The sequence below is a fragment of the Pedobacter sp. NEAU-ZC8 genome (genome assembly GCF_059278965.1).
On sequence record NZ_JCAJXC010000003.1, the window covers coordinates 145,645 to 161,711 of the forward strand.

General features: G+C 44.8%; 15 protein-coding genes. 7 read left to right on the forward strand and 8 right to left on the reverse strand.

The features are described 5' to 3' along the window. Positions 1–2: 2 nt before the first annotated feature. Positions 3–1,862 (forward strand): M1 family metallopeptidase, encoded by a 1,860-nt coding sequence (locus tag AC5WJX_RS03835; protein WP_494483424.1) that lies wholly within the window; start codon positions 3–5, stop codon positions 1,860–1,862. A gap of 73 nt (positions 1,863–1,935) precedes the next feature. Here the strand turns inward: AC5WJX_RS03835 and queG are convergent, their stop codons facing one another. Next, the gene (gene queG / locus AC5WJX_RS03840; protein ID WP_494483425.1) at positions 1,936–2,871 is read right to left on the reverse strand and encodes a tRNA epoxyqueuosine(34) reductase QueG; all 936 of its coding nucleotides are present in this window, start codon (positions 2,869–2,871) and stop codon (positions 1,936–1,938) included. Positions 2,872–2,948: 77 nt separating this feature from the next. Here queG and AC5WJX_RS03845 point away from each other — a divergent pair, with 77 nt between their 5' ends. Continuing rightward, positions 2,949–3,158, forward strand: a complete 210-nt coding sequence (locus AC5WJX_RS03845; RefSeq protein ID WP_440429346.1) for a hypothetical protein — start codon at positions 2,949–2,951, stop codon at positions 3,156–3,158. A 165-nt stretch (positions 3,159–3,323) separates the two neighbouring features. Here the strand turns inward: AC5WJX_RS03845 and ruvB are convergent, their stop codons facing one another. Genes ruvB through pdxH form a run of 3 tightly spaced genes read right to left on the reverse strand, consistent with a single transcriptional unit; the run spans position 3,324 to position 5,937 of the window. Beyond that, positions 3,324–4,346, reverse strand: a complete 1,023-nt coding sequence (gene ruvB, locus AC5WJX_RS03850; RefSeq protein WP_440429348.1) for a Holliday junction branch migration DNA helicase RuvB — start codon at positions 4,344–4,346, stop codon at positions 3,324–3,326. 40 nt (positions 4,347–4,386) lie between these two features. Continuing rightward, the gene (locus tag AC5WJX_RS03855; RefSeq protein ID WP_494483426.1) at positions 4,387–5,277 is read right to left on the reverse strand and encodes a 3-hydroxyacyl-CoA dehydrogenase family protein; all 891 of its coding nucleotides are present in this window, start codon (positions 5,275–5,277) and stop codon (positions 4,387–4,389) included. Between the two features lie 9 nt (positions 5,278–5,286). Continuing rightward, positions 5,287–5,937, reverse strand: a complete 651-nt coding sequence (pdxH, locus tag AC5WJX_RS03860) for a pyridoxamine 5'-phosphate oxidase (protein ID WP_440429352.1) — start codon at positions 5,935–5,937, stop codon at positions 5,287–5,289. A gap of 51 nt (positions 5,938–5,988) precedes the next feature. Here pdxH and AC5WJX_RS03865 point away from each other — a divergent pair, with 51 nt between their 5' ends. Further along, positions 5,989–6,552, forward strand: coding sequence for a YqgE/AlgH family protein (locus AC5WJX_RS03865; protein ID WP_440429354.1), 564 nt, complete (start codon positions 5,989–5,991; stop codon positions 6,550–6,552). Positions 6,553–6,580: 28 nt separating this feature from the next. Here the strand turns inward: AC5WJX_RS03865 and purE are convergent, their stop codons facing one another. Beyond that, on the reverse strand, positions 6,581–7,078 hold the full coding sequence (gene purE, locus AC5WJX_RS03870; protein ID WP_494483427.1) for a 5-(carboxyamino)imidazole ribonucleotide mutase: 498 nt from the start codon (positions 7,076–7,078) through the stop codon (positions 6,581–6,583). Next, on the reverse strand, positions 7,078–8,217 hold the full coding sequence (locus AC5WJX_RS03875; protein WP_494483428.1) for a 5-(carboxyamino)imidazole ribonucleotide synthase: 1,140 nt from the start codon (positions 8,215–8,217) through the stop codon (positions 7,078–7,080). The genes purE and AC5WJX_RS03875 overlap by 1 nt, the downstream gene beginning before the upstream one ends. Before the next feature lie 56 nt (positions 8,218–8,273). On the opposite strand from AC5WJX_RS03875, the gene AC5WJX_RS03880 reads away from it, so the two are divergent. The 4 genes from AC5WJX_RS03880 (at position 8,274) to AC5WJX_RS03895 (ending at position 13,510) form a co-directional block, all read left to right on the forward strand. Next, positions 8,274–9,464, forward strand: a complete 1,191-nt coding sequence (locus AC5WJX_RS03880; RefSeq protein ID WP_494483429.1) for a BaiN/RdsA family NAD(P)/FAD-dependent oxidoreductase — start codon at positions 8,274–8,276, stop codon at positions 9,462–9,464. An 83-nt stretch (positions 9,465–9,547) separates the two neighbouring features. Next, the gene (locus tag AC5WJX_RS03885) at positions 9,548–10,804 is read left to right on the forward strand and encodes a murein hydrolase activator EnvC family protein (protein WP_494483430.1); all 1,257 of its coding nucleotides are present in this window, start codon (positions 9,548–9,550) and stop codon (positions 10,802–10,804) included. A gap of 204 nt (positions 10,805–11,008) precedes the next feature. After that, positions 11,009–11,437: a DUF1810 domain-containing protein gene (locus AC5WJX_RS03890; RefSeq protein WP_494483431.1), complete on the forward strand. Its 429-nt coding sequence runs from the start codon at positions 11,009–11,011 to the stop codon at positions 11,435–11,437. Positions 11,438–11,512: 75 nt separating this feature from the next. Further along, positions 11,513–13,510: an ATP-binding protein gene (locus AC5WJX_RS03895; protein ID WP_494483432.1), complete on the forward strand. Its 1,998-nt coding sequence runs from the start codon at positions 11,513–11,515 to the stop codon at positions 13,508–13,510. A gap of 20 nt (positions 13,511–13,530) precedes the next feature. Here AC5WJX_RS03895 and AC5WJX_RS03900 read toward each other — a convergent pair whose 3' ends face one another. Together AC5WJX_RS03900 and AC5WJX_RS03905 are read right to left on the reverse strand one after the other, a co-directional pair. Continuing rightward, positions 13,531–14,763: an alpha/beta hydrolase family protein gene (locus tag AC5WJX_RS03900; protein ID WP_494483433.1), complete on the reverse strand. Its 1,233-nt coding sequence runs from the start codon at positions 14,761–14,763 to the stop codon at positions 13,531–13,533. 216 nt (positions 14,764–14,979) lie between these two features. After that, positions 14,980–15,981 carry an SDR family oxidoreductase gene (locus AC5WJX_RS03905; RefSeq protein WP_494483434.1) on the reverse strand — a complete coding sequence of 334 codons (1,002 nt, stop codon included), beginning with the start codon at positions 15,979–15,981 and terminating at the stop codon, positions 14,980–14,982. Positions 15,982–16,067: the final 86 nt, after the last annotated feature.

The window sequence follows — 16,067 nt, forward strand, 5'->3', positions numbered from 1 at the left end:
TCATGAAGAATGCTTTCCTGGCCCTTGTTTTAGGCCTTTGTTTTAGTGCGGCCACTGCTCAGCAGGGGCTGCCAGTACCTCCTGAAGTTGAAAAGGCCTATCAAAAGGGTACCAGAGCTATTACAGGAAGGCCCGGAAAAAATTACTGGCAGAACCATGCGGACTATGCGCTTAAATTGAAGTTTGAGCCATCCAGTCGCCTGGTTAGTGGACAAGTAGAGATCAAGTACCACAACAACAGTCCGGACACGCTGAAGCAACTCTGGTTTAAGTTATACCCCAATCTATACAAGAAGGGTGTAGTTGGAAAATCCCGCATTGCCGAATCCGATAAACATGAGGGCGTCTCCATCACCGATCTTCGTATTGGCGAGCAAGTGTTGAACAGAGACGCTTACGTCATAGAGGGTACCAATATGCATGCAGCAATTGCTCCACTAAACCCAGGTAAAAGCCTGACCCTTAAACTAACATATAATTACACCTTGAATAAAGGTTCACATATTCGAACCGGTCAGGTAGACGAAGGTGCGTACTTTGTAGCCTACTTTTTCCCGAGAATTGCGGTTTACGATGACCTCGATGGTTGGAACAAATATCCGTATACCGGGGAGGAAGAGTTCTATAATGACTTTGGCGATTTCAATGCAGAGATTACAGTACCTGACAATTACGTCGTATGGGCCACGGGTGATTTGAAGAACGCAGATAAGGTGTTTAGCAAACCTGTTGCTGAAAGATTACGTCTTGCAGAACGTGTGGATTCTGTCGTAAACATTATTTCTAAAGCTGATTTGGAGCGCTTTTCTGTGACGAACAAAGGGCAGAATACCTTTAAATTTGAGGCAAAGTATGTACCCGACTTTGCCTTTGCAGTTAGTAACCATTATCTATGGAAGTCTACCAGCGTGCTCGTGGATTCCAGCACTTTAAGACGCACCAGGGTAGATGCGGTGTTTAATCCTGAACATAAAGACTACTACGAGGTGGTCGATTTTGCCCGCAGTACTGTTCATGCAATGAGCCATGTATTTCCTAAATGGCCTTATCCTTATCCTCATGAGACGATCTTCGATGGTTTAGATCAGATGGAGTTTCCAATGATGGTGAATGATAATCCGGTAAAGGAGCGTGATGATGCCATCACCTTAACGGTACATGAAATTTTTCATACCATGTTTCCTTTTTACATGGGAACAAATGAGACTAAACACGCCTGGATGGATGAAGGCTGGGCGACGATCGGCGAATGGGAGATCGGCCCTATGATCGAGCCAAAGATGGTTGATACCTATGGCGTAGAGCCAACTGCCAATACTTCTGGTAGAAAAGACGATACCCCGATCGTAACCCTTACCACAGAACTAAAAGGCGCAGGAACTTTTACCAATTCCTATCCTAAACCAGCGATGGGGTACCTGTTTATTCGTGACTATCTTGGCGAGCCACTGTTTACAAAAGCTTTACACCATTACATCAGGAACTGGCATGGCAAACACCCAATGCCGCACGATTTCTTTTACAGCATGAACGAAGGTGCCGGTAAGAATTTGGATTGGTTTTGGAAGCGCTGGTTTTTTGAAGAGGGGGTGACTGACCTGGCCATTGCAGGTGCTACAAAAAGCGCCAATGGCTATGAGGTGACCATTGAGAACAAAAGCAATAAGCCGCTTCCTATAGACCTCAACCTGACTTTTGAAGATGGTACCAGGGAAACCGTACACCGGAGCATTGGGGTTTGGGAAACAGGTGCCTCAAAAGTGACCATTGAAGTCAACACCGGTAAAAAATTAAAACGTATTCTGCTTGGGGGGCCACATACGCCTGATAAAAACAAGAGCGACAACATCTTAACCCTTTAGGGTAGTCTGCTTTTTTCGTCTCGTAGTTTGGCTGACCTTAAGTAGGCTTACTTAGGCGGAGAATGTTACTCGCTTAAACTTGCTTCAGGAAATTAATGTTCCTGCTGAGGCCTTTATACTTCGTCCGTTTGACTGCAGAGTTTTTGAATATGGTGCTAAACACATCCTGGGTGATGTCTTCCCAATCCGCTTTAGACATCTGAAGCAGTCCGGGTTTAGGCTTAAATTCTGCTACGGTATGTGGTACAGAGAATCTGTTCCAGGGACAAACATCCTGGCAAATATCGCATCCAAACATCCAATTCTCCATTCTTCCCTGAAACTGTTTGGAGATTTCATCTTTTAGTTCGATCGTTAAGTAGGAGATACATTTATTAGCATCAACTACCGCGGCTGAGATGATGGCCTCTGTAGGGCAAGCATCGATGCATCGGGTACAGGTTCCACAATGATCAGTTTGGATATTCTGATCGTATTCCAGCTCCAGATCAATAATTAATTCCGCAAGGAAAAAGAAAGAGCCTGTCTTTTTAGATATGACATTGCCGTTTTTTCCTACCCAGCCCAGGCCTGACTTCTTCGCCCAGGCGCGGTCCAACACCGGTGCCGAGTCCGTAAAGGCGCGTCCACTGACTTCACCAATCTCCGTTCGTATGTAGTTAAGAAGGTTGCTGAGCTTACTTTTAATCACCTCGTGGTAATCCTGGCCATAAGCATACTTGGAGAGCTTGGGTGCTTCAGGATCAGTTTGCGTTTCTTCGGGATAGTAGTTTAAACTCAGGCTAATGACTGATTTTGCGCCTTCCACCAGCAAACGGGGGTCGAGGCGTTTATCAAAATGATTTTCCATATAGCCCATTGTACCATGCAGTCCTTTTTGTAGCCAGGTTTCCAGCCTAGGTGCCTCTTCTTCAAGGAATTCTGCTTTGGAAATACCACATTGGCCAAAGCCAAGCCTTAAAGCCTCGGCTTTGATCAAATTGCTATAGGTTGTGGCATTTACTTCCATCGCAGCAAAGATAAAGTATTGGCCACAAACCTTTCAATCTTAAAGTTGTTGTTCTAATAAACATAAAAACACTAAAAATGGAAAATATTGAACCACAAAACAATAAGGATGTAAATCCAGATCCAAAGCCAATAGAACACGATTACGACAAACATAAATCGGATCCGGGACCTTCAAAAGAGGCGGTATTTGAAAAGAATGATAAAGGTGCGGGGCCCACATTGAAGTGGATCATCCCAATTATTCTCGTGATCCTGTTTATACTTTGGTTTGTGTATCGCAAGTAGATATAAGAAGTTCCTGTTTCCATTTAGAAAACAGGAACTTCCGTTTTGAATTTCTGAATCTTTTGAGCGGTTAAGCCGCTTTGTTGTTATTTCAAAAGTTAAAAGGATGCGCTTTGCACGTTTGCAATATCCTCAGCATCCAGCTTGTTCAATTCAATTTGATGATCAGAATAATCTTCCAGATTGGTTGTGATAAAGCCTGTTTAAGTGTTTGTAGGCGGCTTCAGTTACTTCACGCCCCCTGGAGGTACGCATAATGTAACCTTCCTGAATTAGAAACGGTTCATAAACCTCCTCGATTGTACCTTCGTCTTCTCCAACCGCGGTTGCAATGGTTTTAAGTCCCACTGGTCCGCCTTTGAACTTGTCTATAATCGTAAGCAGGATTTTATTATCCATTTCATCCAAGCCATGCTCATCGACGTTGAGTGCAGTTAATGCATAGCGGGCGATGTCTGTATCAATCTGGCCGTTTCCCTTTATTTGTGCAAAGTCGCGGGTTCTTCTTAGCAATGCATTTGCGATTCTGGGCGTACCACGACTTCTTCTCGCAATTTCATAGGCACCTTCATCTGTAATTGGGGTCTTTAATATCTCGGAGGAACGTTGTACGATCGTGGTTAATAACTTTGCATCGTAGTAGGCGAGTCTTGAATTAATTCCGAAGCGGGCACGTAGTGGTGCGGTAAGCAAGCCAGACCTGGTCGTAGCACCAACCAGTGTAAAAGGGTTCAGGCTGATTTGTACAGATCTTGCATTGGGACCACTTTCCAGCATGATATCGATCTTGAAGTCTTCCATCGCTGCATACAGGTACTCCTCAACGAGCGGACTCAATCGATGGATCTCATCGATAAAGAGCACATCACCCGTTTCCAGGTTCGTGAGTAGCCCGGCCAAATCACCAGGTTTGTCTAATACCGGCCCGGAGGTAATCTTGATACCCACGTTCATCTCATTCGCTATAATATGCGACAAGGTGGTTTTACCCAAACCGGGTGGGCCGTGCAAGAGCACGTGGTCCAGCGGTTCTCCGCGCAGTTTTGCGGCAGCCACGAAGATTTTCAGGTTTTCCATGATCTTCTCCTGTCCGGTAAAATCATCGAAAGCCTGGGGACGAAGCACTTTCTCGATATCACGCTCCGTTGGGCTCAGGTTGTCGAAAGATGGATCGAGATGTTCATTCATGGTGCAAAGTTAGCATAAATAAATGGGTGTGCTAAAAATGTTAGTTTAAGAATTTAGATGAAACAGGGGCATCTTTGATACCTGCAGCATAGTTGTAAAAGCCCTCGCCGGTTTTTACGCCCAGCTTACCAGCACGTACCATATTCACCAATAGGGGACATGGTGCATATTTCGGATTTCCAAAACCATCATGTAAAACATGGAGAATAGCCAGACAAACGTCCAGACCTATAAAATCTGCGAGCTGCAGCGGGCCCATCGGGTGAGCCATACCCAATTTCATCACGGTATCAATTTCGTGAACGCCTGCTACGCCCTCGAAGAGCGTGTAAACAGCCTCGTTGATCATTGGCATCAAAATTCTGTTCGCTACAAAGCCGGGGTAGTCATTCACTTCCACAGGTGTCTTGCCGAGCTTGGTGGATAGCTCCATCACTTTCGCGGTAGTTTCATCGCTGGTTGCATAACCTCTGATCACTTCAACCAGCTTCATAACCGGCACAGGATTCATGAAATGCATACCGATCACCTGTGCACCACGGGTAGTTACGGAGGCGATGTGCGTAATGGAAATGGAAGATGTATTACTCGCTAGTATAGCGTGCACAGGTGCTGCGGCATCTAAGTCGCGGAATATCTTCAATTTAAGTTCAAGGTTTTCAGTAGCGGCTTCTACAACCAGATCCGCATGCTCCACGCCAGACCGAAGATCACTGTAGGTCGTGATTCTTGTCAGTGTATTATCTTTTTCTTCAGCACTAAGCGTCCCTTTCATTACCTGACGGCCAAGGTTCTTGTTGATGGTTTCTAAAGCCTTATCTAAAGCGGTTTGGTTGATGTCTATGAGGTTAACTTTGTATCCGAACTGGGCAAAAGTATGTGCTATTCCGTTACCCATAGTTCCGGAACCGATTACTGCTATTTGGTTCATATTCTTAAATTAGGGTGCTAATCTATCAATTATCCAGCTGCCATCAACGAACTTATAGCGGATTCTGTCATGAAGCCTACTTGGACGGCCTTGCCAGAACTCCATGCTGGTTGGTTTAACTACGTAGCCGCCCCAATGGTCAGGTCGTGGAACAACCTGATCTGCATACTTTTCTTTCAGAATGACAATATGGTTCTCCAGTTCATCTCTGCTTTTGATTACTTGGCTTTGTGGCGAGACCATTGCGCCGATCTGGCTGCCGTGTGGTCGTGAATGAAAGTATTCCGTAGAAAGTTCTGGCGCGACCTTGCTTACTTCGCCCTCAATTCGAACCTGGCGTTCCAGCTCCGCCCAGAAGAACACCAATGCAGCGCGTGGATTCTCCTGGAGTTCACGGCCTTTATGACTTTCATAATTTGTGTAGAAAACAAAGCCTTGTTCATCAAAACCTTTTAATAGTACAATCCGCGCTGAAGGGATACCGTTTGCCGTCGCTGTAGCGAGTGTCATCACATTAGGTTCGTACAACTGTGCGTCGAGTGCCTGCTGAAACCATATTTTAAACTGCACAACCGGATTTTGGTCTATATCTTGCTCTGACAATACAGCCGACCGATATTCCTGGCGTAAGTTCTGAAGGGATTCTTTTGTCAATTCCATAGTCACAAATTTAGCTTATAGTTTATTGAATTTTACCACTAATCCTGCCAAATGTTAAGTCCTATAATGCCTGAAACTGGTCGCCTCTTGATTTCTGAACCATTTCTAAACGACCCAAACTTCAAACGATCTGTAATTTTGCTTGCAGAACATGCACCGGAAGCCAGCATAGGCTTCGTACTGAACCAACGTAGTAATTTGATGCTAAGTGATCTGATCCCGGAGTTCGAACACGCAGATTTTCCAATCTATGTAGGAGGGCCGGTCGCAAATGATACCATACACTTTATTCATCGTGCTTATGAAAAGATGAACGATGGCGAACTCATCGCACCAGGAATCTATTGGGGAGGTAATTTTGAAACGCTGAAGGTCCTTTTAGCTGGAAATATGCTCAGTCAACACGAGGTGAAGTTCTTTATCGGCTATTCTGGCTGGGCCGAGGCCCAACTGCTGGAAGAAATAAGTCAGAACACCTGGATAGTCTCAGATAAGTACGATGCAGATGTTCTGTTCAGTGGCAATGAAGAGGAAGTCTGGCGTGATGTAATAGTAAACCTGGGCCCCAAATATGCCCATGTCGTTAATTTCCCGCAAAATCCCAATCTTAATTAGGGCTGCCCTCTCAGCAGATGCTATTTTATTAATTGGTGCTGTTTTCCAGTTCGGCCGCCGATGCTTCTACGACTGCGCGAAGTTCATCTTTGTAGGCCTGCATACGTGTTCCAAGTTCTGGATTTCCGGTAGCGAGGATCTGCACCGCCAATAATCCGGCGTTCTTCGCTGCATTAAGCGCAACGGTAGCCACCGGTATACCGTTTGGCATCTGGAGAATGGAGAGAATGGAATCCCAGCCGTCGATAGAATTAGAGGATTTCACGGGTACACCGATCACTGGCAGGGTGGTAATGGATGCCACCATACCTGGCAAGTGCGCCGCACCACCTGCTCCAGCGATAATTACCTTGATGCCGCGGCCAGCAGCTTCTTTAGCATAGTTAAACATCCGTTCCGGAGTACGGTGTGCCGATACAACGGTGATTTCAAATTCCACATCAAATGCTTTCATGATTTCAGCAGCGTCGTTCATGATGTTTAAATCCGACTTACTGCCCATGATAATGCCAACTACTGCGCTCATTAGGATATAACTTTTAAGGTGTTTTTAACGAGGTTTGCTTTTTCAATTGCTTGTTCCCGATTTTGATCTACTATGGTAACGTGCCCCATTTTTCTGAAAGGCTTGGTATATTTTTTTCCGTAAAGGTGGACATAAACACCATCTAGCGCCATAATTTTCTCCAACCCTTCATAAACCGCCACACCATCATGTCCTTTTTCACCAAGCAGGTTAATCATCACGGCATTGCTTCGTGACCGGGTGTCGCCTAGAGGAAGATTATAAATAGCACGCAGATGTTGTTCAAATTGAGAAACAAAGTTGCCTTCAATGCTATGATGACCACTATTATGAGGACGTGGAGCAAGCTCATTGACAAGTATTTCCCCATCTTTAGTGATAAACATCTCGACAGCTAAAATTCCTGTAATGTTTAGTGCTAAGGCCACATTTTTAGCTATGTTTTCAGCCTTCAGCTGCAAATCTTCTGGATAGGTAGAAGGACTGATCAGGAATTCCACCAGATTTGCTTCAGCATTGAACTCCATTTCTACCATTGGGAAAGTCTTCATCTCTCCATCGCTGTTCCGAGCAACAATAATGGCAACCTCTTTTTCAAAGTCCACAAGTTCTTCAATCAAGGAAGGACTATCAAACGCTGCATCTATATCAGCAGGAGATTCCATCTTCATTACGCCTTTACCATCATAGCCATCTTTGCGTTGCTTAAGCATGTAAGGGAATGGGAAATTTGGGTTGATGAGCTCCTTTTTGTTGCTTACCAGCTGAAAAGGTGCAGTTGGAATGTCGTTTTCCTTGAAGAATTGCTTCTGAACACCTTTATCCTGAATTAACCGAATTACCCTCGCTTGTGGGAATACTAATTTACCTTCTTTTTCTAGTTGCTCGAGGGCTTCAATATTTACTTTTTCGATCTCAATGGTTATGATATCGGCCTTTTTACCAAAGTTGTATACGGAATCATAGTCGGATATGGAACCATGGGTAAAGTGGTTACAGATGTGTTTGCAAGGGGCATCTGCATCAGGATCAAGTACAAGCGTGGTGACATTATAGTTTATCGCCTCCTGGATCATCATCCGGCCAAGCTGGCCGCCGCCCAATATGCCTAATTTTAAATCACTAATCTGTTTTGCCATATCGATATGAAAGTAATGCTTAATTTTGAGACAAAAATACAATATAAAACGGATTGATGGAGGTAGATGCTATAATAATTGGTGCCGGAGCTTGTGGATTGATGTGCGCTGTACAGGCTGGATACCTTGGAAAAAAGGTGATTATACTTGAAAAAGGTGCTAAACCAGGCGCTAAAATTTTAATCTCCGGCGGTGGACGCTGTAACTATACCAACCTGTTAAGTTCCACGGAACAGTTTATCTCCGGTAATAAACATTTTGCCAAATCTGCTTTTAATCAATGGACCGTTTACGACACCATTAGCTTCTTTGAGGTAAATGGAATTACTGGAAAGGAGAAAACGCTAGGCCAACTGTTTCCGGATGGAAAGAATGCAAAGGATGTAGTTGCAATGTTTGTAGATTTGTGCCAGGACCTTGGGCAAGAGATTCGCTGCAATGCGGAGGTCGATTCTGTTCGCAAGGTGGAAGATGGTTTTGAAGTCGAATATCATCAGCATTCCGCAACGCATGTGTTACGGGCCTCGAAAGTGGTTATCGCTACAGGGGGGCTGCCCATCCCAAAAATGGGTGCAACCGACTTCGCCCTGCGTCTTGCCAGAAAGCACCAGATCAATGTGGTGGAAACTGCACCCGCGCTCGTGCCACTTACCATCACTGGGAAGGATGAAGAATGGTATGCGCAACTTGCCGGAAATTCGGTTTTTTGTGAGGTTAGCAATGCAGAAATTAGCTTTGAAGAGAACATACTCTTTACCCATTGGGGACTTAGTGGACCATCAATCCTGCAAATTTCCTCCTTCTGGCGACCAGGCCAGACCATCAATATAAATCTCCTGCCACACGAAAATATAACCACCCTGATCGAACAGGAACGCAATCAACAAGGGAAAACCCTGCTTTCTACCTTGCTGAACCGGTTATATACCAAAAAGCTGACGGAGGCCCTTGGTAAGTACCTGCCGCTGAATAAACCTGTTGCTGCTCTTACCAAAGTAGAAATTGCTGAAATACACCGGACTATACATCAGTTTGTTGTTAAACCAGCAGGAGACAAGGGTTATGACAAGGCAGAAGTGATGCGGGGTGGTATAGACACCGCGGAACTTTCATCGAAAAGCCTGGAGTGTAAAAAGGTGCCAGGACTGTACTTCGGAGGTGAGTGTGTAGATGTCACCGGATGGCTGGGCGGATATAATTTCCAATGGGCCTGGGCCAGCGGTTTCGTGATCGCGCAGCACCTATAGTGAAGATTATTGCTTTAAGTGCTTGAAAAATCATTTTGAATTCCAATCTTTAAGAAATAATATAGCTCCACTTTACTCGATAAATGAACATCAACAAACTATTCGCGCTCCTGATATTAATATTTCTATCAACTTCAGTGTTCGCGCAAAGCAGCAGCCAGCTACGAAGCAAGAAAGAAGCGCTTCAAAGGGAAATTGAGTTGTTGCAGCGTAATTTAAATAAAACTGCAACCAGCAGAAAGCTGACATTAGCAGAAATTCGAGCCATCAATGCTAAAATAGCCTTGATGCAAAATAAGATAGGTGTAATTAACACCGAGATCAAGAATCTGGACGGTCAGATCCATGAAAACACAAACCTGGTGCTTTCCCTTCGCGACCAACTTGCACAATTGAAGACAGAATACGCCAGTATGATCCGGTTCGCGCAGCGCAACAGGAATTCCTATGATAAAATGATGTTTATTTTTGCATCCGATGGCTTCAACCAAGCCTACAAACGTGTTAAGTATCTCCAGCAGTTCAGTAAGTACCGGATGAAGCAGGCAAACTACATCATGGGCACGGAGCAGAATCTTAATGTAAAGCTTGCTGACCTGGACAAGAGTTTGAAACAAAAAAGCGAACTGCTTAAAGAGCAGGAAATAGAACGTGAAAAACTCGGGAAGAATAAATCGCAGCAAGCGGCGGTACTGAATCAGTACAAGAAGGAAGAACGGAGATTTGCAGGTGATATCGCAGCGCGGAAGCGCCAGCAAGCTGCGCTTGATCGGGCCATTAGAGCGGCAATTTTGAAAGACATTGAAGACGCAAGGCGTAAGGCAGAAGCTGAAGAGCTGGCTGCAGCAGCCAAAGCGAAGGCCGAGAACCGGGAAGCACCTGCAACAGCTACAAAAACAAATGCCGAATATCTTAATGCTACACCGCGTGCAGCCAAGCTGTCGGCCGATTTCGAGAGCAATCGCGGCTCACTGCCATGGCCATTAGACGTGGGCGCGGTTACCGAGCACTTCGGAATACACACCGTAGGGCAGGCAAAGTACGACCAAACAGGCATCAAGATAGCCACGCAGGAAGGAGCCGCTGTTCAAGCAGTGTTCAATGGTAAGGTTTCCAGAATCATCCCATCAATGGGTACCTATACGCTTTTAATCAGCCATGGAGAGTACCGCACCATCTATCAGAACGTAAGAAATCCTACGGTGAAGGAAGGAGAGACCGTAACCACCAGACAACAGATTGGATCAGTTGCTACTAAAGATGGCGTTTCAGAACTCGATTTCCAGATCTGGAGAGTTGTAACACCATTGAATCCAGAGGCCTGGATTCTCAGACGATAGCCGCAGCCGAAATAGCTTTTCCATGTACTACTTATGAACACTTTTGTACAGCGCCTTACGTTGTACATCTAGAGGTCGAACTATTTTGAAAGAACAAGGCTTCCATTAGTGTCTGGATCATAATGCTCCGCATTAATAATAATGGTTCCTCATATACTTCTCCTAATTGGAGATTATTCTTACTGGTAAACCTAAACTTGATCTATGTCGAACAACGAAGGATTAAAACGCTTTCTAGATGCCCAGGAGCAGGACTACAGCCTTGCGCTTGAAGAGCTCAATGCCGGTCATAAACGAAGCCACTGGATGTGGTACATCTTCCCCCAGATCAGTGGATTGGGGTTCAGTGCTATGTCGAGCTACTACGCAATCAAAGATCTAAAAGAAGCTGAAGCATACTTGCAACATCCTGTACTCGGAATGCGATTAATTGAGATCACAAAAGTGTTACTTAGCTCGGCGGGAAATGATGCCAGTGCAATTTTTGGTAGCCCTGATGATCTTAAATTAAGATCATCAATGACCTTGTTCAGTCAAGTTCCCGGGACTGCCCCTGTGTTTCAGCAGGTTCTGGATAAATTCTTTCTGGGCGTACCTGACTCGAAAACGATTAGTATTTTGAACGGGGCTTAAGCCTATGTGGATCATCATTCCCGGCACAAATTGTCTATTGTTCATTTTTTTTATCTTTGGAATAAAGACTAAAGAATGTTCAGTAATCAAAACGCATACGCGAGTAGCCATGTGCTCCAGATAATTTCGCTTTCAGAAACTGCCACCGCTATTTATAGTTCCGAAGATATGATCATTCAGGCAGCAAACGATGCTATGATCAATCTTTGGGGGAAAGACAAGGATGTTATTGGTAAAACTATGGAAGAAGCGCTGCCGGAACTGCAAGATCAACCCTTTTTGGAGATTTATCGAAACGTACTGCACACCGGAGAAACCTTCAAAACTGTAAATTTCCCCGCCACGCTCGTGGTAGATGGTACCGCTCAGCTTTTCTACTTCGACTTTATGTACAAGGCCATAAAAAACCAGCAGGGTGAAACCTACTGCGTTTTAAATACAGCTACGGACGTAACCGACAGGTACAATACCGAGATGAGCATCCGGGAGTCAGAAGCCCGCGAACAGGCGTTAAATGAAGAACTCGCCGCAGCAAACGAGGAACTCGAAGCAACGGTTGAAGAACTTACCTGTGCGAATGAGGAATTACTGCAATCAACCGAACATGTCATCAAGCTCAATGAAAGCCTTTCAGATAGCAGGGATCAGTTAAACTTTGCCATAGATGCCGCACAGCTAGGAACCTGGGATATAGACCCGCAATCCATGAAGTTCAGTGGAAATGAGCGACTCAGATCCTGGATAGGCCTGCAAAATCTAAATGAGATAGATTTTTCAGACGCTATGCAGGTTATTGTAGAAAAAGATCGTGAACGGGTATTGAAGGCCGTAAATGAAGCGCTAAGCTATGGATCTGATGGGAAGTTTGAAATTCAGTTCTCTATTTTAGGACGCCGGCAAACGCATCCACGGATTGTCCGTGCGAAGGGGAAGGCCATATTCAACGAGTATCAGCAACCTTATCGTTTTAGTGGGATCATCGAGGATGTTACTGCGGAGGTGAGGGACAGGATTGCACTTGCAGAAGCTCAGGAAGGTTTTGAGATCGCACTTCATGCTGCCAAATTGGGCTCCTATGATCTGGATTTAAAAACGATGGAGCTGAGTAGCTCAGATCAATGTAAGCTGAACTATGGCCTTGATATCAATGATCCTTTCACATTCAAAGACCTGCTCGACGCAATATCGCCCGAATTTAAAGATTATGTACAGCGACAATTAACAGAAGCCATTGAGAACCATGCTGTTTATCATGCCGAGTATCCGATTCAATGGCCAGATGGCTCTAAACACTGGGTCAGGGCTGCCGGAAAAGCACGGTACAATTATCTGGGTGAGCCAATAAAGATGGGGGTCGTGAGCTTCGATATTACTGAACAGAAAAAGGACGAAATCAGAAAAAACGACTTTATCGGCATGGTGAGCCATGAGCTAAAGACACCGCTTACGTCCTTTAAAGGTTACATCCAGATTCTACATAGAAATACCATCGTAAATCATGATGCATTTACAATCAAGATTCTGGAGAAGTTAGATCGTCAGCTGGACAAGATGAATGCCCTGGTAAATGGGTTCTTAAATCTATCCAGGCTGGAATCCGGAAAAATATACCTGGAAAAAGAAGTGTTTAATCTAGATGAGTTGGTTATGGAAGTTATTGAAGAACATCATGTACTGATTGCCAACCATGAGATCATTTTGCACCCCTGTGAACAGGTTATGGTAAATGCAGATCGGGAAAAGATTAGTAACGTCATCTGCAACTTTTTAAGCAATGCGGCTAAATACTCACCAGTATATTCAAAAATAGAAGTAATCTGTAAAACTGAAGGAGGGGTAGCCACCATCAAGGTGACGGATCAAGGTTCTGGTATCAGTGTCGAAGACACGAAACGTTTGTTCGAACGCTTCTACCGGGCTGAGAATACCAAGCACATTGCAGGATTCGGAATAGGATTGTACCTGAGCGCAGAAATCGTGGAACGGCACCAAGGCGAAATTGGTGTTAAAAGCGAAATAGGTAAAGGAAGCCAGTTCTGGTTCACTTTACCTATTTACAAAGCGGCTGAATAGCCGCTTTTTCATTTAATTAATTATTTATCCAGAGTGATAAACCATGCAAGTGTGCCTTCGATCATTGGGCGGAAAGCTCCTTGATGAGTTTGATTCGGGATAGGAGTCCAAATAACTTTAGCACCCTTAGACAAGAATCTGTCGTGCGTAATTTTAGACGTCTCTATAAACACAGCCTCATCATTTTCGCCGTGGAATAACTGTATCTGGGTTTTAGGTGACCAATCATTGAAGCTGTTTCTTTCCAAAGCTTCTTTCAACTTAGTCTCCTGACCAGCAACCTTTAGGTTACCATAAAAGGTTGGATTAAATAACTTTGCAGTGCTTTTATCTAAAGCATTGTTGATCTCTCTTCTATTTTTTGTCCCATCGAATAAACCTGGAAGTTTATCTGCATATTGCTTTTGATAAAAATCGCTCAAAGGACGGTTCCACTCGTATAAAGAGTTGTAGGAAATTAATAAAGTAGCAAGAAAACCGGGCTCGTCGTAAGTAGTCCTATTTGCCACCAATCTAAGCATTTCAGTAAGATCATACGCACCTGCACCGGCCGAAACTGCCGTTAAGGTCAAGCCGTGTGCTGGATTTAATTCAATCTCTTTCTGAGCAGCCATCGTGATATAACCACCTTCTGAGTACCCAGTAAGGAACAGTCTATTGCTTGTTGCAATTTTTTCCTTAGCTAAATAGGCTTTTGTTGCCGTTAGCATGTCAACAACTGCACTTGCAGCATATTCCTGATCATAGTAAGGGTGTTGCTCATTTTTAGTGTCACCATAACCAATATAATCAGGTACAGCTGTAATAAAACCCGCAGCGGCTAACATTTCCAGACCTGAAAACGCTTCCATACTATTGGTTATGTTGGTTGGCGCAGCCTGGTCTACAAACAAGGTACCATGTTGTGCACTAATGATGGAAGGCGCAGTAGGCGTGTTTTTAGGTATACCCAAAAGGCCACTTGCATTCACTTCTTTTCCCTTGTACTTTGTTTTATACACCAGTTTAACATATTCTACATCGTACTTGTAGAGTGGTGCATTTTTGGTGAACCCAGCATCAGCCGCCATTTTTTGGATGGCTGCACCTGTAAATTTGGTAAGAGGTGCAGCAGATACGTAGTTGGTTTCTACTGGTGCGGGCTCGGGACCTGGTTGAGGTATTGGATCCGGTGTAGGTTTGTCCTTCTTACAGCTGGCCGAAACGGCAACGAAGAGCAGTAAATAAGCGAAGCGTTTAAAATTTTTTTTCATGGATTAAAGTTTCAAACTACAAAAATAGGCCTTTACAAAAACGTTGTATACACAACATACTGCGCGAAAACTGTGCATTTTCATAGAAATTTCTCACTTTGATCCTGAAAACCTGCTCTATACAAGCCCTGCGCAGCATGATGCTAGCACAGGAGGCTTGTATTTTGTATACCGGTTTAGCAATAAACCGGTATGGAATGATAAACTAATATGCTGCTAAGGTTGTCCCGCACCACCGGTTGCTCCATAAATCTGGCCAGTAGCATAACTTGCATCTTCTGCTGCAAGTTGCACGTATATAGATGCGAGCTCCACTGGTTGGCCGGGCCTGCCAAGTGGCGTGTCACCACCAAAGCTCTTTAGCTTTTCCTGAGTGGCACCACCGCTCACCTGCAGCGGTGTCCAGATCGGACCAGGGGCAACGCCATTCACCCGGATACCTTTCGGGGCAAGTTGTTTTGCCAAAGACCTGACAAAACTTGTGGTTGCTGCTTTGGTTTGTGCATAATCGTACAACTCTGCAGATGGATCTGTAGCCTGTTCTGATGTTGTTCCAATGATTACAGACCCAGGCTTCAGGTTTGGCAATGCAGCCTTAATGATCCAGAAAGGCGCGTAGATGTTTGTCTTCATCGTCCAGTCAAACTGTTCCGTGGAAATATCCAGAATGGACTCATGCGTCTGTTGTCTTGCGGCGTTGCTGACCAGAATATCCAAGCCACCGAGTGCACGCACCGCTTCGTTAACTAACCTGCTGCAGAAGGACTCATCACGTATATCACCTGGAATGGCAATGCCTTTGCGGCCTGCGGCGGTGATCAACTTAATTACTTCCCTTGCATCAGGCTCTTCATCAGGCAAATAGTTGATGACTACATCTGCACCTTCACGCGCATAAGCGATAGCCGCAGCGCGTCCCATGCCCGAATCACCACCGGTGATCAAAGCTTTACGCCCTTTTAACCGGCCTGAGCCTTTGTAACTGTTTTCACCGTGGTCAGGTTTAGGATCCATTTGGCCGGCGAGTCCAGGCCAAGGCTGTGACTGCCCTTTGAAAGGCGGCTTAGGATACTTGTTTCTTGGGTCCTGGATCTGTTGGCTTGTGTCGGAACCATTGTTCGTGGCCGCGCCAAACACCGGCGATACGGCTACTGCAGCCAGTCCGGCTCCGATGCCGCCGACAACCTGGCGGCGGCTAATTTTATGCTCATTATTCATAGGATAGATTTTAGATGTTTCCTTATAACAGTTCGAATCACGCCTTGTTTGCAAGATCCACCTCAATATCCTACTGGTTATTCAAC